General features: G+C 63.0%; 22 protein-coding genes. 12 read left to right on the top strand and 10 right to left on the bottom strand.

Translation table 11 applies throughout. The features are described 5' to 3' along the window. Positions 1-94: 94 nt before the first annotated feature. On the bottom strand, positions 95-316 hold the full coding sequence (locus CV770_RS16705; protein ID WP_104463079.1) for an acyl-CoA carboxylase biotin carboxyl carrier protein subunit: 222 nt from the start codon (positions 314-316) through the stop codon (positions 95-97). A gap of 93 nt (positions 317-409) precedes the next feature. Between CV770_RS16705 and CV770_RS16710 the strand changes: the two genes are divergently transcribed. From CV770_RS16710 to CV770_RS16725, 4 genes are all read left to right on the top strand, one after another. Beyond that, positions 410-1,384: an IclR family transcriptional regulator gene (locus CV770_RS16710; protein WP_091954362.1), complete on the top strand. Its 975-nt coding sequence runs from the start codon at positions 410-412 to the stop codon at positions 1,382-1,384. Next, entirely contained in the window at positions 1,314-2,873 is a 1,560-nt protein-coding gene (locus tag CV770_RS16715; RefSeq protein ID WP_091954365.1) for an acyl-CoA carboxylase subunit beta, read from the top strand. Before CV770_RS16710 ends, CV770_RS16715 begins: the two co-directional genes overlap by 71 nt. Positions 2,874-2,978: 105 nt before the next feature. After that, positions 2,979-4,676, top strand: a complete 1,698-nt coding sequence (locus CV770_RS16720; RefSeq protein WP_104463080.1) for a GMC family oxidoreductase — start codon at positions 2,979-2,981, stop codon at positions 4,674-4,676. Between the two features lie 286 nt (positions 4,677-4,962). Continuing rightward, positions 4,963-5,556 (top strand): hypothetical protein, encoded by a 594-nt coding sequence (locus CV770_RS16725; protein ID WP_201759885.1) that lies wholly within the window; start codon positions 4,963-4,965, stop codon positions 5,554-5,556. A 99-nt stretch (positions 5,557-5,655) separates the two neighbouring features. On the opposite strand, the gene CV770_RS16730 is transcribed toward CV770_RS16725, so the two are convergent. Next, positions 5,656-7,131: an FAD-binding oxidoreductase gene (locus tag CV770_RS16730; RefSeq protein WP_104463081.1), complete on the bottom strand. Its 1,476-nt coding sequence runs from the start codon at positions 7,129-7,131 to the stop codon at positions 5,656-5,658. 192 nt (positions 7,132-7,323) lie between these two features. Here CV770_RS16730 and acuR point away from each other — a divergent pair, with 192 nt between their 5' ends. The 5 genes from acuR to CV770_RS16755 all read left to right on the top strand — a co-directional run bounded on the left by acuR (position 7,324) and on the right by CV770_RS16755 (position 11,470). Next, positions 7,324-8,001, top strand: a complete 678-nt coding sequence (gene acuR / locus CV770_RS16735) for an acrylate utilization transcriptional regulator AcuR (RefSeq protein WP_104463082.1) — start codon at positions 7,324-7,326, stop codon at positions 7,999-8,001. A 16-nt stretch (positions 8,002-8,017) separates the two neighbouring features. Beyond that, a complete protein-coding gene (locus CV770_RS16740; RefSeq protein WP_104463083.1) occupies positions 8,018-8,593 on the top strand; it encodes a peroxidase-related enzyme in 576 nt (191 codons plus the stop codon). 57 nt (positions 8,594-8,650) lie between these two features. Continuing rightward, the gene (gene acdA / locus CV770_RS16745) at positions 8,651-9,865 is read left to right on the top strand and encodes a 3-sulfinopropanoyl-CoA desulfinase (RefSeq protein WP_104463084.1); all 1,215 of its coding nucleotides are present in this window, start codon (positions 8,651-8,653) and stop codon (positions 9,863-9,865) included. A 91-nt stretch (positions 9,866-9,956) separates the two neighbouring features. Continuing rightward, positions 9,957-10,727, top strand: coding sequence for a CoA transferase subunit A (locus CV770_RS16750; protein WP_502693600.1), 771 nt, complete (start codon positions 9,957-9,959; stop codon positions 10,725-10,727). Further along, on the top strand, positions 10,724-11,470 hold the full coding sequence (locus CV770_RS16755; RefSeq protein WP_104463086.1) for a CoA-transferase: 747 nt from the start codon (positions 10,724-10,726) through the stop codon (positions 11,468-11,470). The genes CV770_RS16750 and CV770_RS16755 overlap by 4 nt, the downstream gene beginning before the upstream one ends. Before the next feature lie 372 nt (positions 11,471-11,842). Here the strand turns inward: CV770_RS16755 and CV770_RS16760 are convergent, their stop codons facing one another. The 5 genes from CV770_RS16760 to CV770_RS16780 all read right to left on the bottom strand — a co-directional run bounded on the left by CV770_RS16760 (position 11,843) and on the right by CV770_RS16780 (position 16,278). Continuing rightward, entirely contained in the window at positions 11,843-12,610 is a 768-nt protein-coding gene (locus CV770_RS16760) for an amino acid ABC transporter ATP-binding protein (RefSeq protein ID WP_104463087.1), read from the bottom strand. A 23-nt stretch (positions 12,611-12,633) separates the two neighbouring features. Beyond that, on the bottom strand, positions 12,634-13,326 hold the full coding sequence (locus CV770_RS16765; protein WP_104463088.1) for an amino acid ABC transporter permease: 693 nt from the start codon (positions 13,324-13,326) through the stop codon (positions 12,634-12,636). Beyond that, positions 13,323-14,117, bottom strand: a complete 795-nt coding sequence (locus CV770_RS16770; RefSeq protein ID WP_104463089.1) for an amino acid ABC transporter permease — start codon at positions 14,115-14,117, stop codon at positions 13,323-13,325. Before CV770_RS16770 ends, CV770_RS16765 begins: the two co-directional genes overlap by 4 nt. A 62-nt stretch (positions 14,118-14,179) precedes the next feature. Further along, on the bottom strand, positions 14,180-15,088 hold the full coding sequence (locus CV770_RS16775) for an amino acid ABC transporter substrate-binding protein (RefSeq protein ID WP_104463090.1): 909 nt from the start codon (positions 15,086-15,088) through the stop codon (positions 14,180-14,182). Between the two features lie 29 nt (positions 15,089-15,117). Then, positions 15,118-16,278 (bottom strand): aminotransferase class V-fold PLP-dependent enzyme, encoded by a 1,161-nt coding sequence (locus CV770_RS16780; protein WP_201759888.1) that lies wholly within the window; start codon positions 16,276-16,278, stop codon positions 15,118-15,120. A gap of 238 nt (positions 16,279-16,516) precedes the next feature. On the opposite strand from CV770_RS16780, the gene CV770_RS16785 reads away from it, so the two are divergent. Then, positions 16,517-17,311 carry an IclR family transcriptional regulator gene (locus CV770_RS16785; protein WP_104463091.1) on the top strand — a complete coding sequence of 265 codons (795 nt, stop codon included), beginning with the start codon at positions 16,517-16,519 and terminating at the stop codon, positions 17,309-17,311. A gap of 194 nt (positions 17,312-17,505) precedes the next feature. Here CV770_RS16785 and CV770_RS16790 read toward each other — a convergent pair whose 3' ends face one another. From CV770_RS16790 to CV770_RS16800, 3 genes are all read right to left on the bottom strand, one after another. Then, the gene (locus tag CV770_RS16790; protein ID WP_018319867.1) at positions 17,506-17,781 is read right to left on the bottom strand and encodes a DUF3303 domain-containing protein; all 276 of its coding nucleotides are present in this window, start codon (positions 17,779-17,781) and stop codon (positions 17,506-17,508) included. 156 nt (positions 17,782-17,937) lie between these two features. Continuing rightward, positions 17,938-18,618, bottom strand: a complete 681-nt coding sequence (locus CV770_RS43325; protein ID WP_245453772.1) for a YybH family protein — start codon at positions 18,616-18,618, stop codon at positions 17,938-17,940. Between the two features lie 1,097 nt (positions 18,619-19,715). Continuing rightward, positions 19,716-20,891 carry a patatin-like phospholipase family protein gene (locus CV770_RS16800; protein ID WP_104463092.1) on the bottom strand — a complete coding sequence of 392 codons (1,176 nt, stop codon included), beginning with the start codon at positions 20,889-20,891 and terminating at the stop codon, positions 19,716-19,718. Positions 20,892-21,091: 200 nt separating this feature from the next. Here CV770_RS16800 and CV770_RS16805 point away from each other — a divergent pair, with 200 nt between their 5' ends. Together CV770_RS16805 and CV770_RS16810 are read left to right on the top strand one after the other, a co-directional pair. Continuing rightward, positions 21,092-21,871 (top strand): acetoacetate decarboxylase, encoded by a 780-nt coding sequence (locus tag CV770_RS16805; RefSeq protein WP_018319871.1) that lies wholly within the window; start codon positions 21,092-21,094, stop codon positions 21,869-21,871. A 111-nt stretch (positions 21,872-21,982) separates the two neighbouring features. Then, on the top strand, positions 21,983-22,999 hold the full coding sequence (locus CV770_RS16810) for a transporter (protein WP_104463093.1): 1,017 nt from the start codon (positions 21,983-21,985) through the stop codon (positions 22,997-22,999). Positions 23,000-23,019: the final 20 nt, after the last annotated feature.

Genomic DNA, 23,019 nt, shown 5'->3' on the forward strand with positions numbered 1-23,019 from the left:
CGGATCATGTCACCCGCATCAGGCGATGGCAACGCCGTACCGCGCATGCGGGAACGAGACTGACAGATTGCCGCGGAGGCGACGGATAACGCCGTCAGCACGCGACAATCGCGACCGCCTGTCCCTCGGCAACGACGTCGTCGAGTTTCACCAGAAGCGATGTGATCGTGCCGCTTGCAGGCGAGAGCACCGGTATTTCCATCTTCATGGCTTCGACGATTACAATTTCATCGCCATCCGTAATGGTTCCTCCAACTTGCACGGGAGTTGCGCAGACGCGCCCGGCGACCTCCGTGACGATCTTAATTTCTGGCATGCCATCCCTTTTTGTTGTCGTCGCAAAATGCCTGAGGTAGCGTCGTCTGCAAGTGGAATTTAATTCCGCACAGCGGAACAAACGGTAGGGAACATGGGACGACGATCCGAGCGGTTGAGTAGGCAAGGTGTGCTCGCTGGCGATGCCGGTGAGAGTGATGTCATCCAGGTGGTCTCGCGCGCGTTCGACGTGTTGCGATGCTTCGAGGGCCACGAGGCAAGGCTCGGCAATCTCGAGATTTCAAATCGCTGCGGCCTGCCGCGCTCGACGGTGTCGCGGCTCACGCACACGCTGACGCGGATGGGCCAGCTGGTCTACCTGCCGCGCGATCAGAAATATCGCATCGGCCCGAGCGCGGTGGCGATGAGCGCCTCGATGATGAAGGGCGCGCAGTTGCGCAGCATGATCCGGCAACGGCTTCAGGAAGTCGCCGAGCAACTGCCGGGCACCGTCGGCCTCGTCGTGCCCGATCGCTTCCATCTGGTCTATCTCCAGTTCGCGCGCTCGGCGACCGCCCTCGGCCTGCACGAGGGCACCGGCAGCCGCATCTCGATGGCCTCGACCGCCGCGGGCGCGGCCTACACCGCGGCGCTGGCGCCGGAGATCGGCGATGCCTTCATCGCGGACGTGGAACGGGAAGCGCCCGAGGCTGCGAAGATCCTGAAACCCCGCATTGAAGCCAATCGGCAGATGTTGCGTGAGCGCGGCTATGTCGTGGCCTGTGGCTTGTGGAGCCCGCACATCAACGGGCTCGCGGTGCCGATCTGGTCGCCGCAATACCAGACCTACGTCGTCATCACGATCGGCCTTCTGTCCACGATGTATGACGAGCAGCGGCTGCATGCCGAAGTCGCACCCCTGATGCTCGAGCTCGGCCGGTCGCTCGGCAGCCTGATGGAGGGCGCGGAAGGCGACGCCTTCAACAACCGCATCCCGCGTAAACCGGTCGCAATGGCCGTGCACAACAATAACAAGCCGATCAATTCGGAGGGAGTGAATGAACTGGAAGCCGGAACTCGACGAGCTCGCCCGGCGCGAAGCCTTCGCGCGGGAGATGGGCGGCGTTGACAAGGTCAAGCGACAGCATGACCAGGGCCGGCTGACTGTTCGGGAGCGTATCGACAAGCTGATCGACAAAGGCAGCTTCCACGAGATCGGTGCCGTCTCCGGCATCGGTGAGTACGATACCAGCGGCGAGCTGCAGAAATTGACGCCGGCGAACTGCGTGTTTGGCCGCGCGCGCGTCGACGGCCGCACCGTGGTCGTGGTCGGCGACGACTTTACGGTACGGGGCGGCTCGGCTGATGCGTCCATTTCCGCAAAACCGCTGATGGCGGAGGAGATGGCGCATGATTTCCGCCTGCCGATCGTCCGCATCATCGAGGGCTCCGGCGGCGGCGGCTCGGTCAAGACCATCGAGACCAAGGGCGCGGCGAACCTGCCTGGAGGCATCGGCGGCACACGCTGGTATCGCTTCACGACGGAGAACCTGTCGCGCGTTCCCGTGGTCGCACTCGGCCTCGGCTCGGTCGCAGGCCTCGGTGCCGCGCGGCTTGCCGCCAGCCACTATTCGATCATGACCAGGAAGTCCGCGATGTTCGTCGCGGGGCCGCCGGTAGTGAAGGCGCTGGGGCAGGACCTGTCGAAGGAGGAGCTCGGCGGTGCCGACATCCAGACCCGCGCCGGCGCTGTCGATCATGCCGTCGACACGGAAGAAGAGGCGTTCGCCTGCGCGCGGCGTTTCCTCTCTTATCTGCCGTCGTCGGTCTATGAGCTATCGCCGACCTTGCCCTGCACCGACAACCCCGAGCGCAGCGAAGAGGCGCTGATGAACGCGGTGCCGCGTAACCGCAAGCAGGTCTACAAGATGCGGCCCATTATCGAGTCCGTCGTCGACAAGGGCTCGTTCTTCGAGGTCGGCAAGAATTTCGGCAAGCCCATCATCGTCGGTCTCGCGCGACTCGAGGGCAGGGCGGTGCTGCTGCTCGCCAGCGACAGCTTTCATTATGGCGGCTCCTGGACGGCGGATGCCTGCCAGAAGGTGGTGCGCTGGGTCGACTTCGCCGAAACTTTTCATCTGCCGGTCGTCTATCTCATGGACTGCCCGGGCTTCATGATCGGCCTCGATGCCGAGAAGGCGGCGACCATCCGCCACGGCGTTCGCGCCATGGCCGCGGTGAACCAGACCACCGTGCCCTGGTGCACCGTGATCTTGCGCAACGCGTTTGGTGTTGCGGGTGTCGTGCACCAGCCGGCCGATCGCTTCTCGATCCGCTACGCCTGGCCGTCGGCCTATTGGGGCTCGCTGCCGCTCGAAGGCGGCATCGAGGCCGCCTACCGCGCCGACATCGATGCGGCCGAGGACAAGGCGGAGAAGCTCAAGGAGATCGAGGCGCGTCTCAACAAGCTGCGCTCGCCGTTCCGCTCGGCCGAAAAATTCTGGGTCGAGGAGATCATCGATCCCCGGAAGACAAGGTCGCTGCTGTGCGAGTTCGCAAGGCTGGCCGAGCCGCTGCGAAAAGCGGGGCCGCCGGAGAATTTTTCGATCAGGCCTTGATATTGGCCATCGCTGCCGCGCGGCAATCTTGTCGCGGCCGCATGCGTGACCTCAAAACAATTACGCGCTACGTTCCCCGAACAAGAACAAGAGGACGCGCCAATCGTGTATGACTTCATTATCGTGGGCGGCGGCTCGGCGGGGTCCGTGCTGGCCCACCGGCTCTCCGCGAAGAGTGCCAACAAGGTCCTGCTGTGCGAAGCCGGCCAGGATACCCCTCCCGGTAACGAGCCGGCCGAGATCAGGGACAGCTATCCGGGCACGGCCTATTTCGATCCGCGCTTCCACTGGACCGAGCTCAAGGTCACGACGCAGGTCGTCAGCCACAACAACCCGCACGTGGGCCGGCCTCCCTTGCGCAAATACGAGCAGGCGCGCGTGCTCGGTGGCGGCTCGTCGATCAACGGCCAGATGGCCAACCGCGGCGCTCCCACCGATTACGACGAATGGGACGCGCGCGGCGCCGAAGGGTGGACGTGGAACGACGTGCTGCCCTTCTTCAAGAAGGTCGAGCGCGATCTCGATTTCGACGGACCGTACCATGGCAAGGATGGCCGGATCCCGGTCCGCCGCATCCCCAGGGAGCACTGGACGCGGCATTCGCAGGCCTTCGCCGAGGCCTTCCAGCAGGCCGGCCACCGATTCCTGCCGGACCAGAACGGCGAGTTCGTCGACGGCTTCTTCCCGGTGACGCATTCGAACCAGGCAGAGCAACGCGTCTCCGCCGCCATGGGCTATCTCGATCGCGATACCCGCCAGCGCGCCAATCTCACCATCTCCACCAACACGCAAGTCCGCGAGCTGCTGTTCGAAGGCACGCGATGCGTCGGCGTGAAGGCGATGGTTGATGGACGCGAGCAGGAATTCCGTGGACGCGAGATCATCCTCTCCAGCGGCGCCATCCATTCGCCGGCGCATCTGTTGCGCGCCGGGATCGGGCCGGTCGGCCACCTCAAGGATCTCGGCATTCCCGTGCTGATGGGACTGCCGGGCGTCGGCCAGCGCCTGATGGATCATCCCTCGATCTCGCTGTCGTCCTTTGTCCGCCGCGGCGCGCGCATGAACGAGCACACCAGGCGCCACATGCAGCTGGGCCTGCGCTATTCCTCCGATCTCGCAGGCGTGCCGAAGGGCGACATGTTCGTCGTCCTGCTCTCCAAGTCGGCCTGGCATGCGGTCGGCGAGCAGATCGGCTCGCTGCTGACCTTCGTCAACAAGACCTATTCCGAGACGGGACAGGTCAAGCTGGCCTCGCGCGATCCCTCGGCAGAGCCGATCGTCGAGTTCAATCTCTTGTCCGACCGGCGCGATCTCGATCGCCTGATGAGCGGCTTCCGCAAGATGGCGGCGGTGCAGATGAGCGACGTGGTGAGGGCGGTGACGGACAAGCCGTTCCCGGCTGCCTATACGGACAAGGTCCGCAAGATCGGCGTGGTCAACACCAAGAACAGGATTCTCACCAAGATCGCCGCGACGCTGATGGACGGACCGGCGGCGCTGCGTCACTACATGATCGACAATTTCGTGGTCGAAGGTTTTACCTTCGATCAGGTGATGAACGACGACGAGGCGCTGGAAGCCTTCGTGCGCAAGGCGACCATCGGCGTCTGGCACGCCTCCTGCTCATGCCGCATGGGCCGCGCCGACGATCCGATGGCGGTGGTCGACAACCAGGGCCGCGTCAAAGGCATCCAGGGCCTGCGCGTCGTCGACGCCTCGATCTTTCCGGTGGTGCCATGCGCCAACACCAACTTTCCCGTGTTGATGTCGGCGGAGAAGATCGCAGCCGCGATGATGCAGTGAATAGCGGCGTTGTGCCGATCAGGGCAGCGCAGCGACGAGGAGAGCTTGCTGCAGAATCCACGACGAATACGAACCGGACTTGATTGCATGCGGTGCGTTGGACGCGCCGAGCGTTCATTCGTTCTCTGCGAGTTAATCATTTCGGTCGCTATTTGTAGGCTATGATGATTGCAGACAGCGTCGCGCAGATGCAGCCATTTTCAGCCGCTCTTTAGGCCCATTTCAGCCAAACTGTTATTGGTTTCTCGTTGCCTGGGGCAGGACCACTCTATTTTGGAGTCCTGCAATGTACAGGCTAGTAATTTCTGCGTATCTCTTCGTTGTCTTAAGTTCTGTCGCTTCTGAAGCACGGCCTTATCGCATTCATCATGCTTCCGAATGCAATGTCACCATGCCCTGCGACTTCTCGTATTCGCAGATGCAACGCGAGCGGACCTTCAAGTCTTCACTTACTTCCAGATTCTCACTGAATTCCAGGTCGTCACTACAAGCGTACCGCTCGACGCAGCTGACAGTGACTGACGCTGGGGGCGCCGCCACGCCGGCGACCGTCTCCGGTGTTTCCGGGGCTCGCGTCGTCGGTGGTCGTCCGGCAGGTTGCCCTTCGTCCTTCTGCGGCTGCGGCGCGGCTCTGCGCGTGTTCGGTCGTATCGTGCCGGAATTGAATCTTGCGGCCAATTGGTTGCGCTTTCCGCGGACATCACCGGCACCGGGAATGGTTGCTGCGCGACGAGGACACGTTTTCGTTCTGGAGCAGCACCTCGGAGGCGATGTCTGGATGGCCTATGACGCCAACTCGGGCGGACACACCACGCGAATCCACGCACGTTCATTGCGAGGGTATGCGATCGTCAATCCGCGCGGCGGTTCGGCGGCTTGAGGACCGAGGACACCACGCTCGACAAGATCGCGGTCGGGTCGCAACATCGTTGCGACCTGCCCACGCTCGACCAATCGTTGGGGCGGGGGGCAGCGTCGGTCACAGCCGCAGCACCTTGCCGGGATTCATGATGTTCTGCGGATCGAGCGCGCGCTTGATGGTCCGCATGATGTCGAGCTCGGTCTTCGAGCGGTAATGGCTGAGCTCGTCGAGCTTGTCGATGCCGATGCCGTGCTCTGCCGAGATCGAGCCGCCCATCGAGGTGACGAGATCGTTTACGGCCCGCGTGATGGCGCCCTTGTATTGGATCAGCGTCTGCTGATCCATGCCGGTCGGCCCCATGAACGAAAAATGCAGATTGCCATCACCGATGTGCCCCAAAGGATAGGGCCTGATGCTCGGGAGAATGTCGAGCACGGCCTTGCTGCCCTTGGCGATGAACTCCGGAATCCTGGAGATGGCCACCGACACATCGAAGCTGAGCCCCGGACCTTCGGCCCGGGAGGCCTCGGCGACACTTTCGCGGATGCGCCACATGTTGCGCGATTGACTGACCGTGTGGGCGATCACCGCATCGAGCACGCGGCCGGCCTCGAGTTGATCGGCGAGAAACTGCTCCATCTTCTCGGATATGCCCTCCGCGCCGTCCTGGCGCGCCCGCGAGGACGACCATTCCAGCAGCAGATACCATGGCGTGTCGGCCTTGAGAGGATCCTGGGTGCCGGGAATATGGCGCAGCACCATGTCAACGGCGGCGCGGCTCATCAGCTCGCAAGAGCCGACATTGTCTCCGGATGCCGCGTGCGCTTCCGACAGGATCTCCAGGGCCGCGCGTGGATCGCGGATCGCCAGCCACGACGTAGAGACGTCCTTCGGCGCCGGCCACAGCTTGAGCACGGCCTTGGTGATGATGCCCAGCGTGCCTTCGGCGCCCATGAAGAGGTGCTTGAGGTCATAGCCGGTGTTGTCCTTCTTGAGCGCGCGCAATCCATCCCAGACCTTGCCGTTCGCCAGCACGACCTCGAGCCCCAGCACGAGATTGCGGGCATTGCCATAGCGCAGCACCTGCACGCCGCCGGCGTTGGTCGACAGATTGCCGCCGATCATGCACGAGCCCTGGGCGCCGAGGCTGAGCGGCAGGAACCTGTCGTGGAGGCTTGCCGTCTCCTGAAGCGTCTGCAGCACGCAGCCGGCCTCGACCGTCATCGCGTAGCCGACGGGATCGACGTCCAGCACGCGGTTCATGCGGCCGAGCGACAACACGATGCCGGTGTGTGCAGGCCAGGGCGTCGCCCCACCCATCAGGCCGGTGTTGCCGCCCTGCGGCACGATGGCGACGCCGTGCTCATGGCAAAGCCGGACCACTTTCGAAACTTCCGCGGTGCTGCCAGGACGGACGACGGCGCCGGCACCGCCAACCAGCAATCCCCGCCAATCCGTCACGAACGGTTGCTTGCCGTGCTCATCTTCGATGAGGCCCTTTTCACCCACGATCGCGCGCAACGCATCGCGCATCTCGGCAGTCAAGGGAGCGGTCGGAATGGTGGGTTCGGACGACGGGAAGGCAGCCGGCATTTTCGTTTCCCCTGGCGCATCTTGGTGTGCACTGCGCACGTGACGTGCCCAGGTATTGTCCACGTTTGACGCGGGGAGTCTAACGGCAAGATGTCTCGAATCTGGAGCCGGTGACGCATGCGGTCCGCGAGAGATCTGAGCCTTGGAAGGGAGAGGGTTGATTTGGCAAGACGATCGGTCTAATAAATCCTGATGAACAGAGCAGCCTCGGTTTCAGAGCCGCGCCGACGGGGTCGTCCTCCCAGGGACCAGTCGCAGCCGAACGCGCCGCGCGCGCGTCTGTTGCGGACGGGCGTTGCGATTCTGACCGAGAAGGGATTCAGCGCCGTCGGCGTCGAGGAGATCCTGGACTCCGCCGACGTGCCGAAAGGGTCGTTCTATCACTACTTCGGCAGCAAGGAGGCTTTCGGCCTCGAGCTGATCGATGCCTACGCCGCCTATTTCGCCCGCAAGCTGGATCGATGGTTCGACGACATAGAGCGGGCTCCGCTGGACCGCCTGCGCGATTTCATCGCGGACGCGCGGTCGGGCATGGCGCGCTACGGCTATCGACGTGGCTGTCTCGTCGGCAATCTCGGGCAAGAGATGGGGGCGCTGCCGGAGCCGTTCCGACAGCGCCTCGCCGCCGTCTTCAGGGACTGGGAAGCGCGGACCTCACGCTGCCTCCGCGCGGCGCAGCAGGCGGGTGACATCCCCAAAGGCGTCGATTGCGACAGCCTCGCGCATTTCTTCTGGATCGGCTGGGAGGGCGCGGTGCTGCGGGCGAAGCTGGAAAGACGTCCCGACGCGCTCGACGTCTTCGCGCGAGCATTTCTCGCCATGATCCAGGCGAAGGAACGCGTGACCGTACCGATTTCCATCGACGAGTAACAAGGATAACCAGGCCATGACCCAGGCACTTGCCATCAGCCGCTTCCCTGTCCCTGATCTGGCCGACATGCCAGAGGACATCCGGGCCCGCATCGTCGCCGTCCAGGAGAAGTCCGGCTTCATCCCGAACGTCTTTCTCGTGCTGGCGCACCGGCCGGACGAGTTTCGCGCATTTTTTGCCTATCACGACGCGCTCATGGACAAGCCCGGCAACCTCACCAAGGCCGAGCGGGAAATGATCGTGGTTGCGACCAGCAACCTCAATCAATGCCAGTATTGCGTCATCGCCCATGGCGCGATCCTGCGCATCCGCGCCAAGGATCCCCTGATCGCCGATCAGGTCGCGGTCAACTACCGCAAGGCGGATATCACCGACCGGCAGAAGGCGATGCTCGATCTCGCCGTGCGCGTCTCGACCGAGGCCTACAAGGTGTCCGAATCCGATTTCGCCACGCTGAAATCGCACGGGTTCACGGAAGACGACATCTGGGACATTGCCGCGATCTCGGCCTTCTTCGGCCTCTCCAACCGGCTTGCCAACGTCACGAGCATGCGTCCGAACCCGGAGTTCTATAACATGGGACGCGGCTGATCGGGCTGACTGACCTGTTCGGCAAACGCTCTCGTCCGCGCGGAATGGAGAACGGTCATGGAACTCTCATCCGAGCAGATGGCCTTGAAGGAGAGGGCTGCGGCGCTCTCCAACGGGACGATCCGCAGACGTGCCGCCGACATCGACCGGTCGCGTGAATATCCATGGGACGTCGTCGAGGCGCTGAAGGCCGAGCGCTTCATGGGAATGACCATTCCGGTCGAATATGGCGGCCAGGGGCGGAGCTTCCTCGACACGGTGCTGGTCATCGAGGAAATCGCCCGGTCCTGCACCGTGTCTGCGCGCATCGTGGTCGAGGCCAACATGGGCGCCATCTCGACCGTGATGGCCTACGGGACCGATGCGCAGAAAAAGCGCGCCGCCGATCTGGTCCTGGATGGCGACAAGCCGGCCATCTGCATCACAGAGCCCGACGCGGGCAGTGACGCAAGCGGAATGACGACGCGAGCCGACAAGCGCGGCAACCGCTATGTGCTCAACGGCAAGAAGCACTGGATCACCGGCGCCGGGGTATCCCGCCTCCATCTGATCTTTGCGCGCGTGTTCGACGAGAGCGGAGCGGAGCTGGGCGTCGGCGGCTTCCTGGCCGTGCGCGGCGAGGCGGAAGGGCTCCGCGTCAGCAAGCGCGAGACGACGATGGGACTGTGTGGCATGCCCGAAGGCGAGCTCGTGTTCGAGGACCTCGAGATCACGCCGGACATGGTGCTGCTGCCGCCGTCAGGCTTCAAGCGGGGCTTTGCCGACCTCATCAATGCCTACAACAGCCAGCGTGTCGGCGCCGGCACGGTCGCCATGGGGATTGCAGCCGGCGCACTGGAGCACGCCATCGCATGGGCCAAGACGCGCGAGCAGTTCGGGCGGCCGATCGGCGAATTTCAGGGGCTGCACTGGATGCTCGCCGACATGCAGACGCAGCTGACCGCATCGCGCCTGATGCTGCACGCGGCGGCGGCTTCACGCGGGCCGGGCGGCAGCGCATTTCCCGATCCCATGCTTGCCGCTCAGGCGAAGATCTTCGCCTCGGAAGCCGCCATCAAGATCGTCAACGACGCCCTGCAGGTGTTCGGCGCCCGCGGCTATTCGCGCGACTTTCCGCTTGAACGGATGGCACGCGATGTCCGCATGTTCACGATCGGGGGCGGCACGGCCCAGGTGCTGCGCACATTGGTTGCCAGCAAGATCCTGGGCTGGAAGCTGCCGCAGACGCGCGATGGCTACGTCGTATCAAGGGATCTTGCGGCAAAGGACTAGGGCGCTATCGTCGCGACGCGGCGTGTTGATGGGGACCCGAGGGAGAGGTGAAGAGATGACAGACTTCGTAACGCCGCGAGAGATGGCGGAGATGATACCCTCGGGGTGCAAGCTCGGCCTGGCGCCGGACGACTACGCCGCGGCCCCGGGATTGGTCCGGATGCTGATCGATCGCGGCATTCGCGATCTTCATGTGGTCTGCGCGCCGATCGGCGGCATGCAGGTCGACATGCTGATCGGCGCCGGCGCCGTGGCGACGCTGGAGACGAGCGCCGTCAGTCTCGGCGAAGCGGGGGGCGCGCCCTGTTTCAGCCGGGCTGTCCGCGACGGATCCATTCGCCTCCGTGATGCCACCTGTCCGGCGGTGTTCGCAGGGTTAACGGCCGCGGAGAAGGGGGTGCCGTTCATGCCGATCCGCGGCATCATCGGCAGCGACGTCCTGGAGAAGCGCGACGACTGGAAGGTGACGTCGAACCCGTTTGATGACGGCGAGAAGATCGTCGTGGTCTCCGCGATCCAGCCCGACATTGCCCTGTTTCATGCACCCGAAGCCGACCGGTTCGGCAACGTCCGGCTCGGGCGCCGGCGCGAAACGATGCTGCTGGCCCATGCGTCGAAGAAGGCTTTTGTGACCGTCGAGCGCATCTCCGAAGTGTCGCTGCTTGACGACGAGAAAATGGCCGCGGGAATCCTGCCCGCGATCTACGTGAGTGCGGTGGCACAGCTCGAGAAGGGCGGGTGGCCCACGGGGCTTTACGCCGAATATCCCAGGGACGGGCAGGAAATCGAGAAATACGCGCGCGCGGCGCGCTCGCCGGAGGGATTCCAGGCCTACGTTCGGGGCCTGGGGAGCGCGGCATGAGCGAGGCGTGCACCAGCCGTGAGTTGATGATCTATACGATCTCGCGGCTGCTGAAAGGCGTGCGGCATGTTGCGGTCGGTCAATCGTCGCCGATGCCGGCGGCGGGAGCGATGCTGTTGCGTGCGCTCAACCAGCGTGACGGATTGGAGCACGTGCAGGTCTCGATCCTCGGGTCGGTCAAGCACAATTCCTTCACCGGCGGTGCCGAGGAGCTGTTCGACTGCGCGGCGCAGGGGCGCCTCGACGCGTTCTTTCTCGGCGGCGGCCAGATCGACGGCCGGGGCAACGTCAATCTCGTTGGCACCGGCGACTATCCGAACAATCCGGTCAGGTGGCCCGGCTCATTCGGCTCCGCCTATCTGTACTTCCTGGTGCCGCGGGTCATTCTGTTCCGCGAAGAGCACAGCCTGCGATCCCTGGTGGAACGCGTGGACTTCGTGTCCGCGCCTGGCGTTACCGACGAGACGGTCTATCGGCGAGGCGGCCCTCATGCCCTCTTGACCAATGCGGCGTTGTTTTCCTTCAACCGAGAGGCGGGACGCTTTCGCCTCGAGAGCAGCCATCCGGGATATGGTTGGCGCGACATTCGAGGCACGACGGGATTCCTGTACGACAACGAGCAATGCGAGGTCACGACGCCGTTGCCGGACGAAGCGACGTTGTCCTTGATCCGAGGGCAAATTCGCGAGGAGCTGCGCGAGTGCTATCCGCAGTTCGCCGGCAAGATGCCAGGGCCGGGATAAGGCAGGGTTTAGCTCCGATCTGCCGCGGCTGTGTCTCCCGCTTGCGGGGAGGGCAAGCGCATTTGACTATTTCTCTGTGGCCATCCTTCGAGACGACCGCCGTTGGCGGGCCCTCAGGATGAGGACGGAGTGTGTGGCAGCAGTCGTAACGGCCGCCGATGCCGCTTAGCCTCATCCTGAGGAGACCGCGGAGCGGTCGTCTCGAAGGACGAGGCGCGCGCTCAGGTCGCGCAAAGTGCCATATGCGATCGCCCCGGGAGACGGCTGGACCCTAGAGCATGATCCGGAAAAGTGCGCCGCGGTTTTCCGAAAAGATCATGCTCAAACAATAAACTAAAGCGCGATGTCGATTCATCCTAATCTCATCGCGCTTTAGTGAATGATCTGGTGCAGAAAACCCTTCGCTCGCTCCGTGCGAGGGGCCCGAAAGAATGTTTCCGGATCTGCCTCCTCAACGATGCTTCCGCGATCCATGAAGACCACCCGGTCTGCAACCTCGCGGGCGAAGCCCATCTCGTGTGTCACGCAGACCATCGTCATTCCGTCCCGCGCCAACTCGACCATGGTGTCCAGCACTTCCTTGACCATCTCGGGATCGAGCGCGGACGTCGGTTCGTCGAACAGCATGATCTTGGGCTGCATGCACAGCGCTCGGGCGATGGCAACGCGTTGCTGCTGGCCGCCTGACAATTGCGCAGGATATTTGTCCGCCTGATCCTGAATGCGAACCTTCCGCAGCAAGCCCAGTGCGCGATCGCGCGCTTCGGCTTGCGAAATGCCGCGAACCTTCATCGGGGCCAGCATGCAGTTCTCGGCGACCGTGAGGTGCGGAAACAGGTTGAAACTCTGAAACACCATCCCGGTTTCGCAGCGCACGCTGTTGATGTCGGCGAGGCGGTTGCTCAGTTCGACGCCGTCGACGAGGATCCGGCCTCCGTCGTGCTTCTCGATATGGTTGATGCAGCGGATCAGAGTCGACTTGCCGGAGCCCGAAGGTCCGCACAGCACGATCTTCTCGCCTTTGCCGACCCTGAGATTGACGTCGTTCAGCGCGGTGAATGCACCGAACCGCTTCACCAAGCTCTCGATGACGACGATTGCACCGGGCTGCGCGGCATTGCTGGAGGTCTCTCGATGCATGTTCGTCTCCCGGATTCGAGGCGTTATCGCGATGTGGCGAGCGCGTATCGTTTGCGAAGGACAGCGACACACTGAGAAGCTGCCGAACTGATGGCGAGATAGGCCACTGCGACGACGAGGTACATTTCGACGAGGCGGCCGTTGAGCTGCGCAAGCTTGGAAGCGGCGCCCAGAAGATCCGTCAGCGAAAGGACGTAAACGAGCGAGGTGTCCTGAAAGAGGATGATCGTCTGGCTGAGGATGATCGGACTGGCCACGCGAAGGACCTGCGGGAGGACGATATGGCGGTAGGTGTCGTAGGTGGACAGAGCGAGCGCCTGGCAGGCCTCGAACTGGCCCTTGTTCACCGCTCGCAGCCCGACACGGATGATCTCGGAGTAGTAGGCGGCCTCGAACAAGCCGAAGGTGATGAAGGCCGTATAGGTGGCGCCGATCGGAATCGGGCGCCCGCTGCCGCTGAGATGCCCAAGCACGATCGGCACCAGGAAGAAGAACCAGAACAGGACGAGGATCAGCGGAATCGATCTGATGACCGCAACGTAGCCGCGGATGATCTGGGCGAACACCGGAATCTCGAAATGCTGAACGAGCGCCAGGCAGGTTCCGAGAACCATGCCGATGACGAATGCGGCGGCCGTGAGCGCAAGCGAGAAGAGCAGGCCCGACCAGAGATAGGGCCACGATTGCGTTACAATCGAGAAATCGAGAGTGTTCATTTCACGACCTCCATGGCGGCGGGCAGGGCGCCGCCTTGCCGCATCTCATTGGCCAGATCCTCGTCAGTCATGGGCTTGACGGGAGCGCTGCCCGGAATGCGGACGGCTTTGTCGATGAGCGTCATGGCCTGATAGGCAACCAGCGCCAGACAAAGGTAGATGATCGTCGCTGCGCCAAATGCCGTAAATGTCTGGAATGTGGCCTCGCTGATCTGGCGCGCCTGGGCGGTCAGCTCCATCAAGCCGATCGTGAGGGCGACGGAGGTGTTCTTGTAGATGCCCATCACCTCGCTGGTGAGGCTCGGCACGATGAGGCGCAGGGCCTGCGGCACGATGACGTATCGATAAGTGAGGTAGCCATTGAGGCCGAGAGCGTTGGCCGCTTCGATCTGTCCCCTTGGGAGCGCTTCGATGCCCGCCCGGACCTGCTCGGCTATTCGGGACGCCGTGTAGAGTCCCAGGCAGAGGAGCGCCGGGAAAAACGACGCCCAGGGTGGCGGGATCTGCTTGATGGCATCACCCAGCGCGCTGGGCACAACCTCCGGGAAGACGAAGTACCAGAGGAACATCTGCACCAGGACAGGGATGTTCCGGAATATCTCGACATAGAGCCGGGCCGAGACGGAGAGGAAGCGATTCTGCACCGTGCGCCCCACGCCGACGACCACACCGATGCCGAAGGCGATCCACCAACCGAAGAAGGCCAGGGCCAACGTCCAACCGAGACCCGACAGAAGCCAGTCGATATAGCGCTGGCCGTCCGCCGTCTGTTCAAAAAGCACTCCGAACATCGCGAGCCCTCAGGTTGCAGGTGCGAACGAGGATTTCCGTGCGAGACGGTCAGCTCCGCCAATCAGTCGACAGCATCACTGGGATGCGCGATCCGTGCCATCAACTCGTCCGTGAGCGGGAATGCGAGGTTCTCACTCTTGGGCGGAATCGGCTTGGTGAACCATTTCGCGTAGGTCTTCTCGAACTGGCCGGATGCCATTTGCTTGGAGAGGACGTCGTCGACGAGGCCCTTGAACCCGGCATCACCCTTCGTGAACATCAATCCATAGTAGATCTTTGCGTATCCCTCGGGAAGGAACAGGAGCGCGTCCGGATTTGGCGCGGCAGCCTTGAGCCCGGCGAGGAGGATATCGTCCTCCATGAAAGCGGCCGCACGGCCGGTGTTCAACATCAGGAAGGATTCCGCATGGTCCTTGGCCTGGACGATGTTGAGGCCGAGTTGCTCCTTGGCGTTGACGCTCTGCGCGAAACCGACTGCGTTGGAGCCTTGGGTGACGACAATCGTCTTGCCTTTCAGGTCGCCGGCGGTCTTCACGCCGCTGGTGGCCTTGACGAGCCATCGCGGTTGGCTGACGAACGTCGCGACCGAAAACGAGACCTGTTCCTGCCGCTTCTTGTCGTTCGCGGTGCCGCCGCACTCGATGTCGACGGTCCCGCTCTGGATCAGCGGAATCCGGTTCGAGGAATTCACTGGCGTGTAGCTGACTTTGAGGTTGGGCAACTTCAGCTTCTCCTTGATGCGATCGACGATCGCCCCGCAGAGATCGAGCGAGAAGCCGATGGGCTTCTGATCGGGCCCGAGGTACGAGAACGGTATCGAAGCCTCGCGGTGGCCGATCGTGATTGCGCCGCTGGATTTGATCTTATCGAGCGTCGGGCTGTCGGCTGCCGCGGAGGGACACGGGCTGACGGCCAGCAGTACGGCCAGCAGGCCTGAGAGGCGTCCGAGCATCTGAACAAGCGTCTTCATGGTTTTTCCCTTCCCATCGGTTGTCGAGGTCAAGCTGCGGCGGAGGGGCGTCCGAGCCCTCGCCGGCGGATGACGTCGATCAGGCGATCGATGTCGGTGGCGGTGTTGAACATGCCGAGTGAGACGCGAATGCCATCCCGTTCGGGCGACACGCGCACACCGTTCTCCTCGAAATGGCCAAGCCAGTCCGATGCCGGCAGGGCGATGACGTAGATATGCGGAGCGCGATGCTTGCGCTCGCGCGGGCCAACGAGGCCGACGCCCAGCTCGTCCAGGCGCGCGATCAGGTGATCGCCGAGGTCGAAGCAGTGGTTCTGGATGTTCTGCACCCCGATCTGCTCGATCATGTCGAGCGAAGCGCCCAACGCATGGACCGCGGGCAGATTGAAGTTGCCGAGCTCAAAGCGCCTGGCAGCGGGCGAGGGCGCCATTCTGTCGGCACGCGCGATGAGATCATCAGGGATCTCGGCGAGGCTCGCGGCCGCCAGATAGGCCGGCTCCAGCTCTTTGAGCGTCTTGTCCCAATAGAGAAGCCCGAGCCCTTGCGGAACCAGCAATCCCTTGTGGCTGCCGGAGCCGATGAAGCTTGCGCCAATCGCCGTCGCGTTGACCGGCACCACGCCGATTGCCTGCATCACGTCCACCACGAAGTAGAGCTTCTTCCTGGTGCACATCGCGCCGACGCTCTCGATGTCAAAGCGGTGACCGGCGTGGAAGGTCACGTGCGACATAGAGATGGCACGCGTGTTCTCGTCGATGAAAGGCGCAAAGCTGTCGGCATCGACGACGTCAGTCATCGGGATGAAGCGGACCTCGACGCCCTTCCGTTGCAGATGGAGGAATGCATAGGCGTTGTTCGGATGATCGCCGTGGATCATCAGGACATTGTCGCCGGCCCGGAGCGGCAGCGCGTTTGCCGCGACGTTCATGCTTTCCGACGTGTTTTTCGTGAAGGCGATTTCATCCGCCGTCACGCCGAGAAAGCGAGCGACCTTGGCCCGGGTCTGCTCCACCCGGTCGAGCCAGACGCTCTTCGGTCCGGCCGTCTCGAAGCCCTCGCGAAGGAAGAGCTCGATCGCGGCCTTCACCGGGCGCGCAAGCGGGGTTTGAAACCCGGAGTCCAGATAGACCATCCGTTCGACAGCGGGGAATTCCTTCCTCACGGCGTCCACGTCGTAGTGACGAGACATGCACATCTCCTGTTGGCGCCCCGCCAGCGACTTGGCTCTTGGCCAAGCGGCGGAGCGAAACTCTGGGAACGGCGAGACCGCGTTGCACAATTTGTGGTCAATCACCGGCAGCGCTGAGGATATGAGCTTTGAGAATTTCGACAAACAAATTTTTCGATTTTCAATATATTGCATTCCGAAAAATGATAATATGAGGCGTTGATCTTGATCTCGCAAGCAAATTTGGCCGGTGGGGACAATGAAGAAACGCATTCAGAAGGACGGGCCATTGGATCGTGCTTTCGCGATCGTTCGGCACGTCGCCGACCAACGCAAAGCCGTCTCGGCGGCAGAGATCGCAAAGGCTCTCTCGCTGCCGCTGCCGACGGCGCACAGGCTGATCGGAAACCTCGAGGACCGCGGACTGCTTCAGAAGGCGTTGGGGACCAAGCGTTACGTTGTCGGAAACCAGCTGGTCACACTGTCCGCGACCGTCATCGGAGCGGCCTTCCGCACCGCGCGACGGCACGCGGTGCTTCGGGCGGTTGCGGGAGAGATCGGCGAACAGTGCGAGATCGGCGTCGTCCGCGACAATGTCGTTGCCTATGTCGACAGCGTTCGGGTTTCGGAGCCGCAAGGCCTTCAGTTCAATCCGGGAGAAGCGGCGCCGCTACACTGCACGTCGACCGGAAAGATCTACATGAGCAGACTGCCTGAGCGGACGAGAGCGAATTTGTGCCGCGCACTCCCTCTGACCAGATACACGGACACGACGATCGTCGATGTCCACGGACTGATGAAGACTCTTGAGGACACGCGGCAGAAGGGCTGGGCCAAGACAAACGAAGAATACGTCAAGGGCGTTGTGGGGTGCGCCGTCCCCATTCTGTCACCCGATCGAGAATTGATCGCTTGCCTGGGCGTCTCGGTGCCGGTGGCGCGCGTGAGTTTCGTCGAACTGGATCGGTTCATCGCGCCGCTTCAAAAGGCGGCCGCCCTGCTGTCGGAGACCATTCTGCAGGTTGAAGACGACGATGGGGCGGATGGCCAATGACGACATCAGCACGCTCGCTGGCGTGCTGGTTCTCCTCATGATTTGGCTGGGCCAGCACGAACGGCCGCGCGCCAATCGACCGCCTCGAGCAATGGGAGATTCGGCCCCTGTCTGAGCGCTAGCGGCGACGTCACCACGGTCGAGCACGTCACCACCGCCGGTTTCAGCGGCGGCAGCGACGTGAGTATTGATGATCAACGCTTGGGGAGCGACGCCATCACCTCGCCCGCGTCTCCGTCCTCAAGGCAGGGCGTGACGGTCAACGGGAGCAGGTCAGACCATTGAGCGAGCCAACGATACATGGCTTTTGGATCACTCGATTCAGAGATCGCAAATCCCTGTCCATTCATGCCATGCCAGCGACCCAGCATCTTGACGCCCTCGGGTGGCGCGCCACCGGTCTCGAGAAAGCGGGCGACGGCTGCATTGAAGGTGCCTTGAGGTACGCTCCAGGTGGTTATGAATTTCATGCGATTCTCCCATGCCTAGAATTATCGGATGAATGTCGCGGCTGCGCCGCATGCACACGATAGCGCCTGCGTATCGAATGACAACGGCGAATGAACACGCGCGTCGGTTTGATCTCTCGTGCTTTCTGCGCAAGCGCCGGTTTGGAGGTAAGACGGCTACTTGCCGTCGTTCCAGATGTCGGTGGCGAGCTTCCAGTCGTCTCCGACCTTCTCCCAGACAACGACATACTTTCCGGTCACGTCCTGCGGTGTCGATCCCTTGGTCTTCAGGACGAACGTGCCGATCTCACGGGCCGCGGAAGAACCGAGTGGCTTGACATCCACCGTTGTGAGCTTCGGATCGGTCACTTGTTCAGCCATGCTTTTCCACATGACCTCGATGGCTGGTCGGCCCTGCACCATCGCGGAGCCGGGCGGGAGCGCGGTCGCATCGGCGCTGTAGAGAGACGCAATCCCGGAAAAATCTCCCTTGTTGAACATCTCTATCCATTTCGCGTTGTTTGCTTCGATCTCGGCCTTCTGAGCCAAAGCCGGCGCGCTCAACGAGATCACGATTGCAATCGCCGATGCAATGTTGCGCATGATCATCTCCAGACTCAATGTACGATACAAACAAAGGGGCAGTCGTCTTGTCTCGAAGTAGATGCGTTGAATGGCCCATCCCAGACCGGGGCAGACGCAACGGCAATTCCGGAGAATTACCGTCAGCACCATTGACGAAGCTTCGCAGTAGAAATTGACGGGCAATTGACCTGACGAGTACTCCATGTCGCGGCTCGAACGCTTGACCAGGCGCGCTCTTCGTCCCTGGCGGGCGCGGCCCGAAGCCGCCTCCATGGCGTCAACTCATCGTCACGTGAGAGTTGAGTGCACTGTCACCGCAATTCCTGGGGCTAAGCCGGCTCCCGACAAGCTGGAGTTTCAGGCGCGCCGCACTATTGCATCGAATATTCAGTCACGGTGACACTCGCCCGCCGCCCGTCGGGCAAAACACCCTGTCAATCCCTCCACGCAAAAACATTCTTGTTTACCGAATTTCGGATATGTCGTATCCATGGCCCATCCCGCCCGCCATAAGGGGCGTTTCGCGATCGTCACGAGACGCGGGCCGGGAGGCGGTGGCCGCGACGGCGTCGGCGCGCTGGGCAGGCTGCAGGGCGGGATCCCCGTGAGCAGCGGCACGCGCGATACGACACGGCGCTGACGGCGTCCTCGGTTCGGCCTCGATGGTGAGCGCACGCAAGCCATCGGGGACAGGAACGGGGACGTGCGCGGACGGCAAAATCGTGTGGTCCTGACGCCCGGGGTCTGTGCGTCAAGTGTTGCGGTGATGTTGCGGCCCAACCGGGTCTGCACATCAGTCATCCGCAAGGCGACGGGGGCAATAGTGCATCGCTCCCCGGGGAGAGCGCGACATAAGCCGTAAAGCCATTCGCGCAGGGAAGGCCGGTCGCCCGGCTACACCTGTTGTCCACCCCGTGCGCGTCTTGTTCGCACACGGGACCGCGGGTGCCAGCCGGCGCCCGGCCTTCCCTGCGCCCTTTCTGAACAAGAAGGGCAACGAAGAGAGCAAAGCTCGGGCGAAATGAACCGCGAGAATGCGAGGCCGTGTCTGCAAGGTCGTAGGATGGGTTGAGCCCTTGCGAAACCCATCATGGTTCGACGTTGAAGAAGCGTTCATGGGTTTCGCTCCGCTCTACCCATCCTACGAGCTGAACAAGAAGGGCAACGAAGAAAGCAAAGCTCGGGCGAAATGAGCCGCGAGAACGTGGGGCCGTGTCTGCGAGGTCGTAGGATGGGTAGAGCCCTTGCGAAACCCATCATGGTTCGACGTCGAAGAAGCGTTGATGGGTTTCGCTTCGCTCTACCCATCCTACGAGCTGCGGGAAGACTCTGGATTGCTTCGCTGCGCTCGCAATGACGACGGAATAGAGCTACGCGCTCTCCGTCTCCCGGTGCACGTCGTGCACCACGAGGCCCATGCCTTCCTCCGGCATCTTGATCCAGTCGCGGCGCTTCAGCGTGCGCTTGGTGTCCTCATAGCCGCTGGTCCAGTGCTCTCGCATCGAGGTGCCCGAGAATTCGTGGTCCTTGGCGTCGCCCTCATAGGCCTTCTGCTGGTAGATCAGATGCAGGATCGCGATCTCCGGCATGTGGCACAGGCTCGCCTTCAGCTTGCGCTCCTCGTCGGACAGCTGCTCGTCCGGCAGCTTCGCCAGCGCCTTGTGGAGCAGGACCTTGAGATTATGGGTGCGGCGATAGACGTCGGTGTTGTGGCGCGTGCGCGAGGAATACATGATGTCCTTGTGGCGGGCCATCACGTCCTGGATCGAGCGCGGCAGCACGCCGCGCGCGCTGAAAAGGTCGACCTGGAACACCAGCGAGTTGAGCGCATCCTCCTGGTCGAGCAGGTGCTGCAACGGCGTGTTGGAGACGATGCCGCCGTCCCAGAAATGATCGGTGCCGATCCGCACCATCGGCAGCGCCGGGGGCAGGGCGCCGGAGGCCATGATGTGCTCCGGCTCGATCTCGTCATGGGAATTGTCGAAATAGATGAAATTGCCCGAGAGCACGTTGACCGCGCCGACCGCGAAGCGGACCTTCTTCTCGTTGATGAGATCGAAGTCGACCAGCTCGAGCAGGCTCTCCTTCAGCGGCATCGTGTCGTAGTAACTGGTCGCGGTGCGCGCGCCGACCGGGCTGAACCAGGGGTTCATTTGGTGCGGGGTGAAGAAGCCGGGCTGGCCCATCGCCGAGGTCATCCACGCGCTGGTGAGATTGCGCCACTGGCGGAAGATGTCGCCGTCGGGCGTGTAGTGCCAGATCTTGCGGTTGGTAATGCGCTCCCAGAAGATGCGCAGCGCCTCGAGCCGCTTCTCCGGCTTGTTGCCGGCGATGATGGCGGAGTTGATCGCACCGATCGAGACGCCGCAGACCCAGTCGGGCTCGATGCCTGCCTCGTGCAGCGCCTGATAGACGCCGGCCTGGTAGGCGCCGAGCGCGCCGCCGCCTTGCAGCACCAGCGCGACGCGATCGCAGCGCTCGGGCCGCCAGCCCCGCGAGGGCGCCTGATGTGTCTGATAGGTCGGTTGCGACGTGCGGGCGTCCATGGCGATGCCTCCTGCTTGCGCCAGACGATTGCGTCCCGCGGTGACGGCGTGATGACAGAGGCGGCACCGTTGCATCGCCGGCAACGCAGATCGACCACGCTGCAACGGCAGGGGTCGTGTGCCTGACGGAAAAGCTTCACATCGCAGTCAATGAGGATCGCTAGCAATTGCCGCCGATCAGGATTCACAGGAGACCAGCGATGCGAAGCGAAGACGTGCTGAGACTTCCGTCCATGCCCGCGGCAGGGCCGAGCTATCCGGCCGGGCCGTATCGGTTCGTCAACCGCGAATTCCTCGTCATCACCTACGAGACCGACCCGGAGCTGATCCGCGCCGGTTTGCCCGAGCCGCTGCAGCCGATCGACCAGCCGATCGTGCATTACGAATGGATCAAAATGCCTGACTCCTCCGGCTTCGGCAGCTACACCGAATCCGGCCTCGTCATCCCCGCGCGCCTCAACGGCGAGGACGTCAACTTCGTCTCGCAGATGTATCTCGACGACGATCCGCCGATCGCCGCCGGCCGCGAGATCTGGGGCTTTCCCAAGAAGTACGCCCACCCCAAGCTCGAGATCGTCAAGGACACGCTGACGGGCACGCTGGAATATGCCGGCCAGCTCGTCGCCATGGGCACCATGGGTTACAAGCACGAGAGCATGGCCGGCAACGGCGATCTCACCCGCGCCACGCTGTCGAAGACGCAGATCAATCTGAAGATGATTCCGGGCGTCGACGGCCGTCTCGAGGTCTGCCAACTGGTCGCGATCAACCTCGTCGACATCGTGCCGAAGGGCTCCTGGATGGGGCCGGGCCGGCTGCATCTGGTGCCGCATGTCAACGCGCCGGTCGCGGATTTCCCGGTCCGCCGCTGCCTCGGCGCGCATCATTACATCGCCGACCTGACGCTGCCGTTCGGCCGCGTCGTGCACGACTACATCAGGCAAGCCGAGGCGGCCGCGACGGGGCTCGCGGCGGAATAGGGCGGCATCATCAAACTGTAACACTGGCGTAATTGAGTACCCGCGTGGGGTCCGGAAGATGCCGTCAGCCATCTTCCGGAATGGGGCAGTTGTTGACGGTTGGGGTTGGCCATGGCTGAGCCGGCAAAGCTTGTCAGCGCACTATCGGACGGCGAACCCGCCATTCCCGGCCTGGTCTGGGCCTTCCGCCTGCACAGCGACGGCAGTGCCGAGGCGCTGCCGGTCGACCGGCCGATCGAGTTCAGCCATGACGGCCGGCTCTGGCTGCATTTCACCCTGACTGACGCGCGGGCACGGCCCTGGATCGCGGCGTCGCAGCTGCCGCCGCTGGCGCGCGAGCTGCTGCTGTCGAGCGACACGTTCCAGCAGCTTCACGTCATCGACCACTGCGTCTACGGCGTGTTCTCCGATCTCGTGCGCGAGATCGACAGCGCGACGGAGGAGACCGCGTTCCTGCGCTTCGCCATGACCGAGCGGCTGCTGGTCTCCGGCCGCCACCAGGCGCTGTGCTCGGCGGACGCCACGCGGCGGGTGCTCGAAGGCGGCTACCGCGTCGACAACGTCGCCCATCTGCTCGAAAAGATCGTCGACGAGGTCGCCGACACGCTTGACCGGGTGGCTGACAAGCTCGGCCAGGAGATCGACGACATCGAGGAGCGCATCCTGGCCGATGACGCCAAGCCCGAGATGCGCCGCAATCTCGGCCGTCTCCGCCGTACCTGCGTGCGGCTGCATCGGCAGCTCACCGGATTGCGCACGCTGTTTCACCGTCTCGATCAGAAGAACACCGATCATTTGTCGCCGGCGTTGCGGATCCAGGCCGGCAAGCTCGCGCAGCGGCTCGATGGCCTTGATCACGACATCGTCGAGCTGCGCGAGCGCAGCCGCCTGCTCGAGGAGGAACTGCGGTTCAAGAACGAGGAGGAGAGCAACCGCCATCTCCACACCCTCTCGATCGTGACCTCGCTGTTGCTGCCGCCGACGCTGATCACCGGCATTTTTGGTATGAACACAAAAGGCCTGCCGCTGACCGAGGTCGAGAGCGGATTCCTCTGGGCCGCGGTGCTGATGGCCTCCTCGGTGGCTGCGGCCTATCTCTTCATGCGGCGCACCGGCATCTTCAAGTAGCGTGTGTCGATCGTGAGTTG

Origin of the sequence: Bradyrhizobium sp. AC87j1, from assembly GCF_002936975.1 — a bacterium.
Lineage (GTDB): Bacteria > Pseudomonadota > Alphaproteobacteria > Rhizobiales > Xanthobacteraceae > Bradyrhizobium > Bradyrhizobium shewense.

Bases quoted from the DNA above. Each gene is read 5' to 3' on its own strand.
- CV770_RS16705 (WP_104463079.1), bottom strand. From the start codon at position 316: ATGCCAGAAATTAAGATCGTCACGGAGGTCGCCGGGCGCGTCTGCGCA.
- CV770_RS16710 (WP_091954362.1), top strand. From the start codon at position 410: ATGGGACGACGATCCGAGCGGTTGAGTAGGCAAGGTGTGCTCGCTGGC.
- CV770_RS16715 (WP_091954365.1), top strand. From the start codon at position 1,314: ATGAACTGGAAGCCGGAACTCGACGAGCTCGCCCGGCGCGAAGCCTTC.
- CV770_RS16725 (WP_201759885.1), top strand. From the start codon at position 4,963: ATGTACAGGCTAGTAATTTCTGCGTATCTCTTCGTTGTCTTAAGTTCT.
- CV770_RS16730 (WP_104463081.1), bottom strand. From the start codon at position 7,131: ATGCCGGCTGCCTTCCCGTCGTCCGAACCCACCATTCCGACCGCTCCC.
- acuR (WP_104463082.1), top strand. From the start codon at position 7,324: ATGAACAGAGCAGCCTCGGTTTCAGAGCCGCGCCGACGGGGTCGTCCT.
- CV770_RS16740 (WP_104463083.1), top strand. From the start codon at position 8,018: ATGACCCAGGCACTTGCCATCAGCCGCTTCCCTGTCCCTGATCTGGCC.
- acdA (WP_104463084.1), top strand. From the start codon at position 8,651: ATGGAACTCTCATCCGAGCAGATGGCCTTGAAGGAGAGGGCTGCGGCG.
- CV770_RS16750 (WP_502693600.1), top strand. From the start codon at position 9,957: ATGATACCCTCGGGGTGCAAGCTCGGCCTGGCGCCGGACGACTACGCC.
- CV770_RS16755 (WP_104463086.1), top strand. From the start codon at position 10,724: ATGAGCGAGGCGTGCACCAGCCGTGAGTTGATGATCTATACGATCTCG.
- CV770_RS16760 (WP_104463087.1), bottom strand. From the start codon at position 12,610: ATGCATCGAGAGACCTCCAGCAATGCCGCGCAGCCCGGTGCAATCGTC.
- CV770_RS16765 (WP_104463088.1), bottom strand. From the start codon at position 13,326: ATGAACACTCTCGATTTCTCGATTGTAACGCAATCGTGGCCCTATCTC.
- CV770_RS16770 (WP_104463089.1), bottom strand. From the start codon at position 14,117: ATGTTCGGAGTGCTTTTTGAACAGACGGCGGACGGCCAGCGCTATATC.
- CV770_RS16775 (WP_104463090.1), bottom strand. From the start codon at position 15,088: ATGAAGACGCTTGTTCAGATGCTCGGACGCCTCTCAGGCCTGCTGGCC.
- CV770_RS16780 (WP_201759888.1), bottom strand. From the start codon at position 16,278: ATGTCTCGTCACTACGACGTGGACGCCGTGAGGAAGGAATTCCCCGCT.
- CV770_RS16785 (WP_104463091.1), top strand. From the start codon at position 16,517: ATGAAGAAACGCATTCAGAAGGACGGGCCATTGGATCGTGCTTTCGCG.
- CV770_RS16790 (WP_018319867.1), bottom strand. From the start codon at position 17,781: ATGAAATTCATAACCACCTGGAGCGTACCTCAAGGCACCTTCAATGCA.
- CV770_RS43325 (WP_245453772.1), bottom strand. From the start codon at position 18,618: ATGGAGGCGGCTTCGGGCCGCGCCCGCCAGGGACGAAGAGCGCGCCTG.
- CV770_RS16800 (WP_104463092.1), bottom strand. From the start codon at position 20,891: ATGGACGCCCGCACGTCGCAACCGACCTATCAGACACATCAGGCGCCC.
- CV770_RS16805 (WP_018319871.1), top strand. From the start codon at position 21,092: ATGCGAAGCGAAGACGTGCTGAGACTTCCGTCCATGCCCGCGGCAGGG.
- CV770_RS16810 (WP_104463093.1), top strand. From the start codon at position 21,983: ATGGCTGAGCCGGCAAAGCTTGTCAGCGCACTATCGGACGGCGAACCC.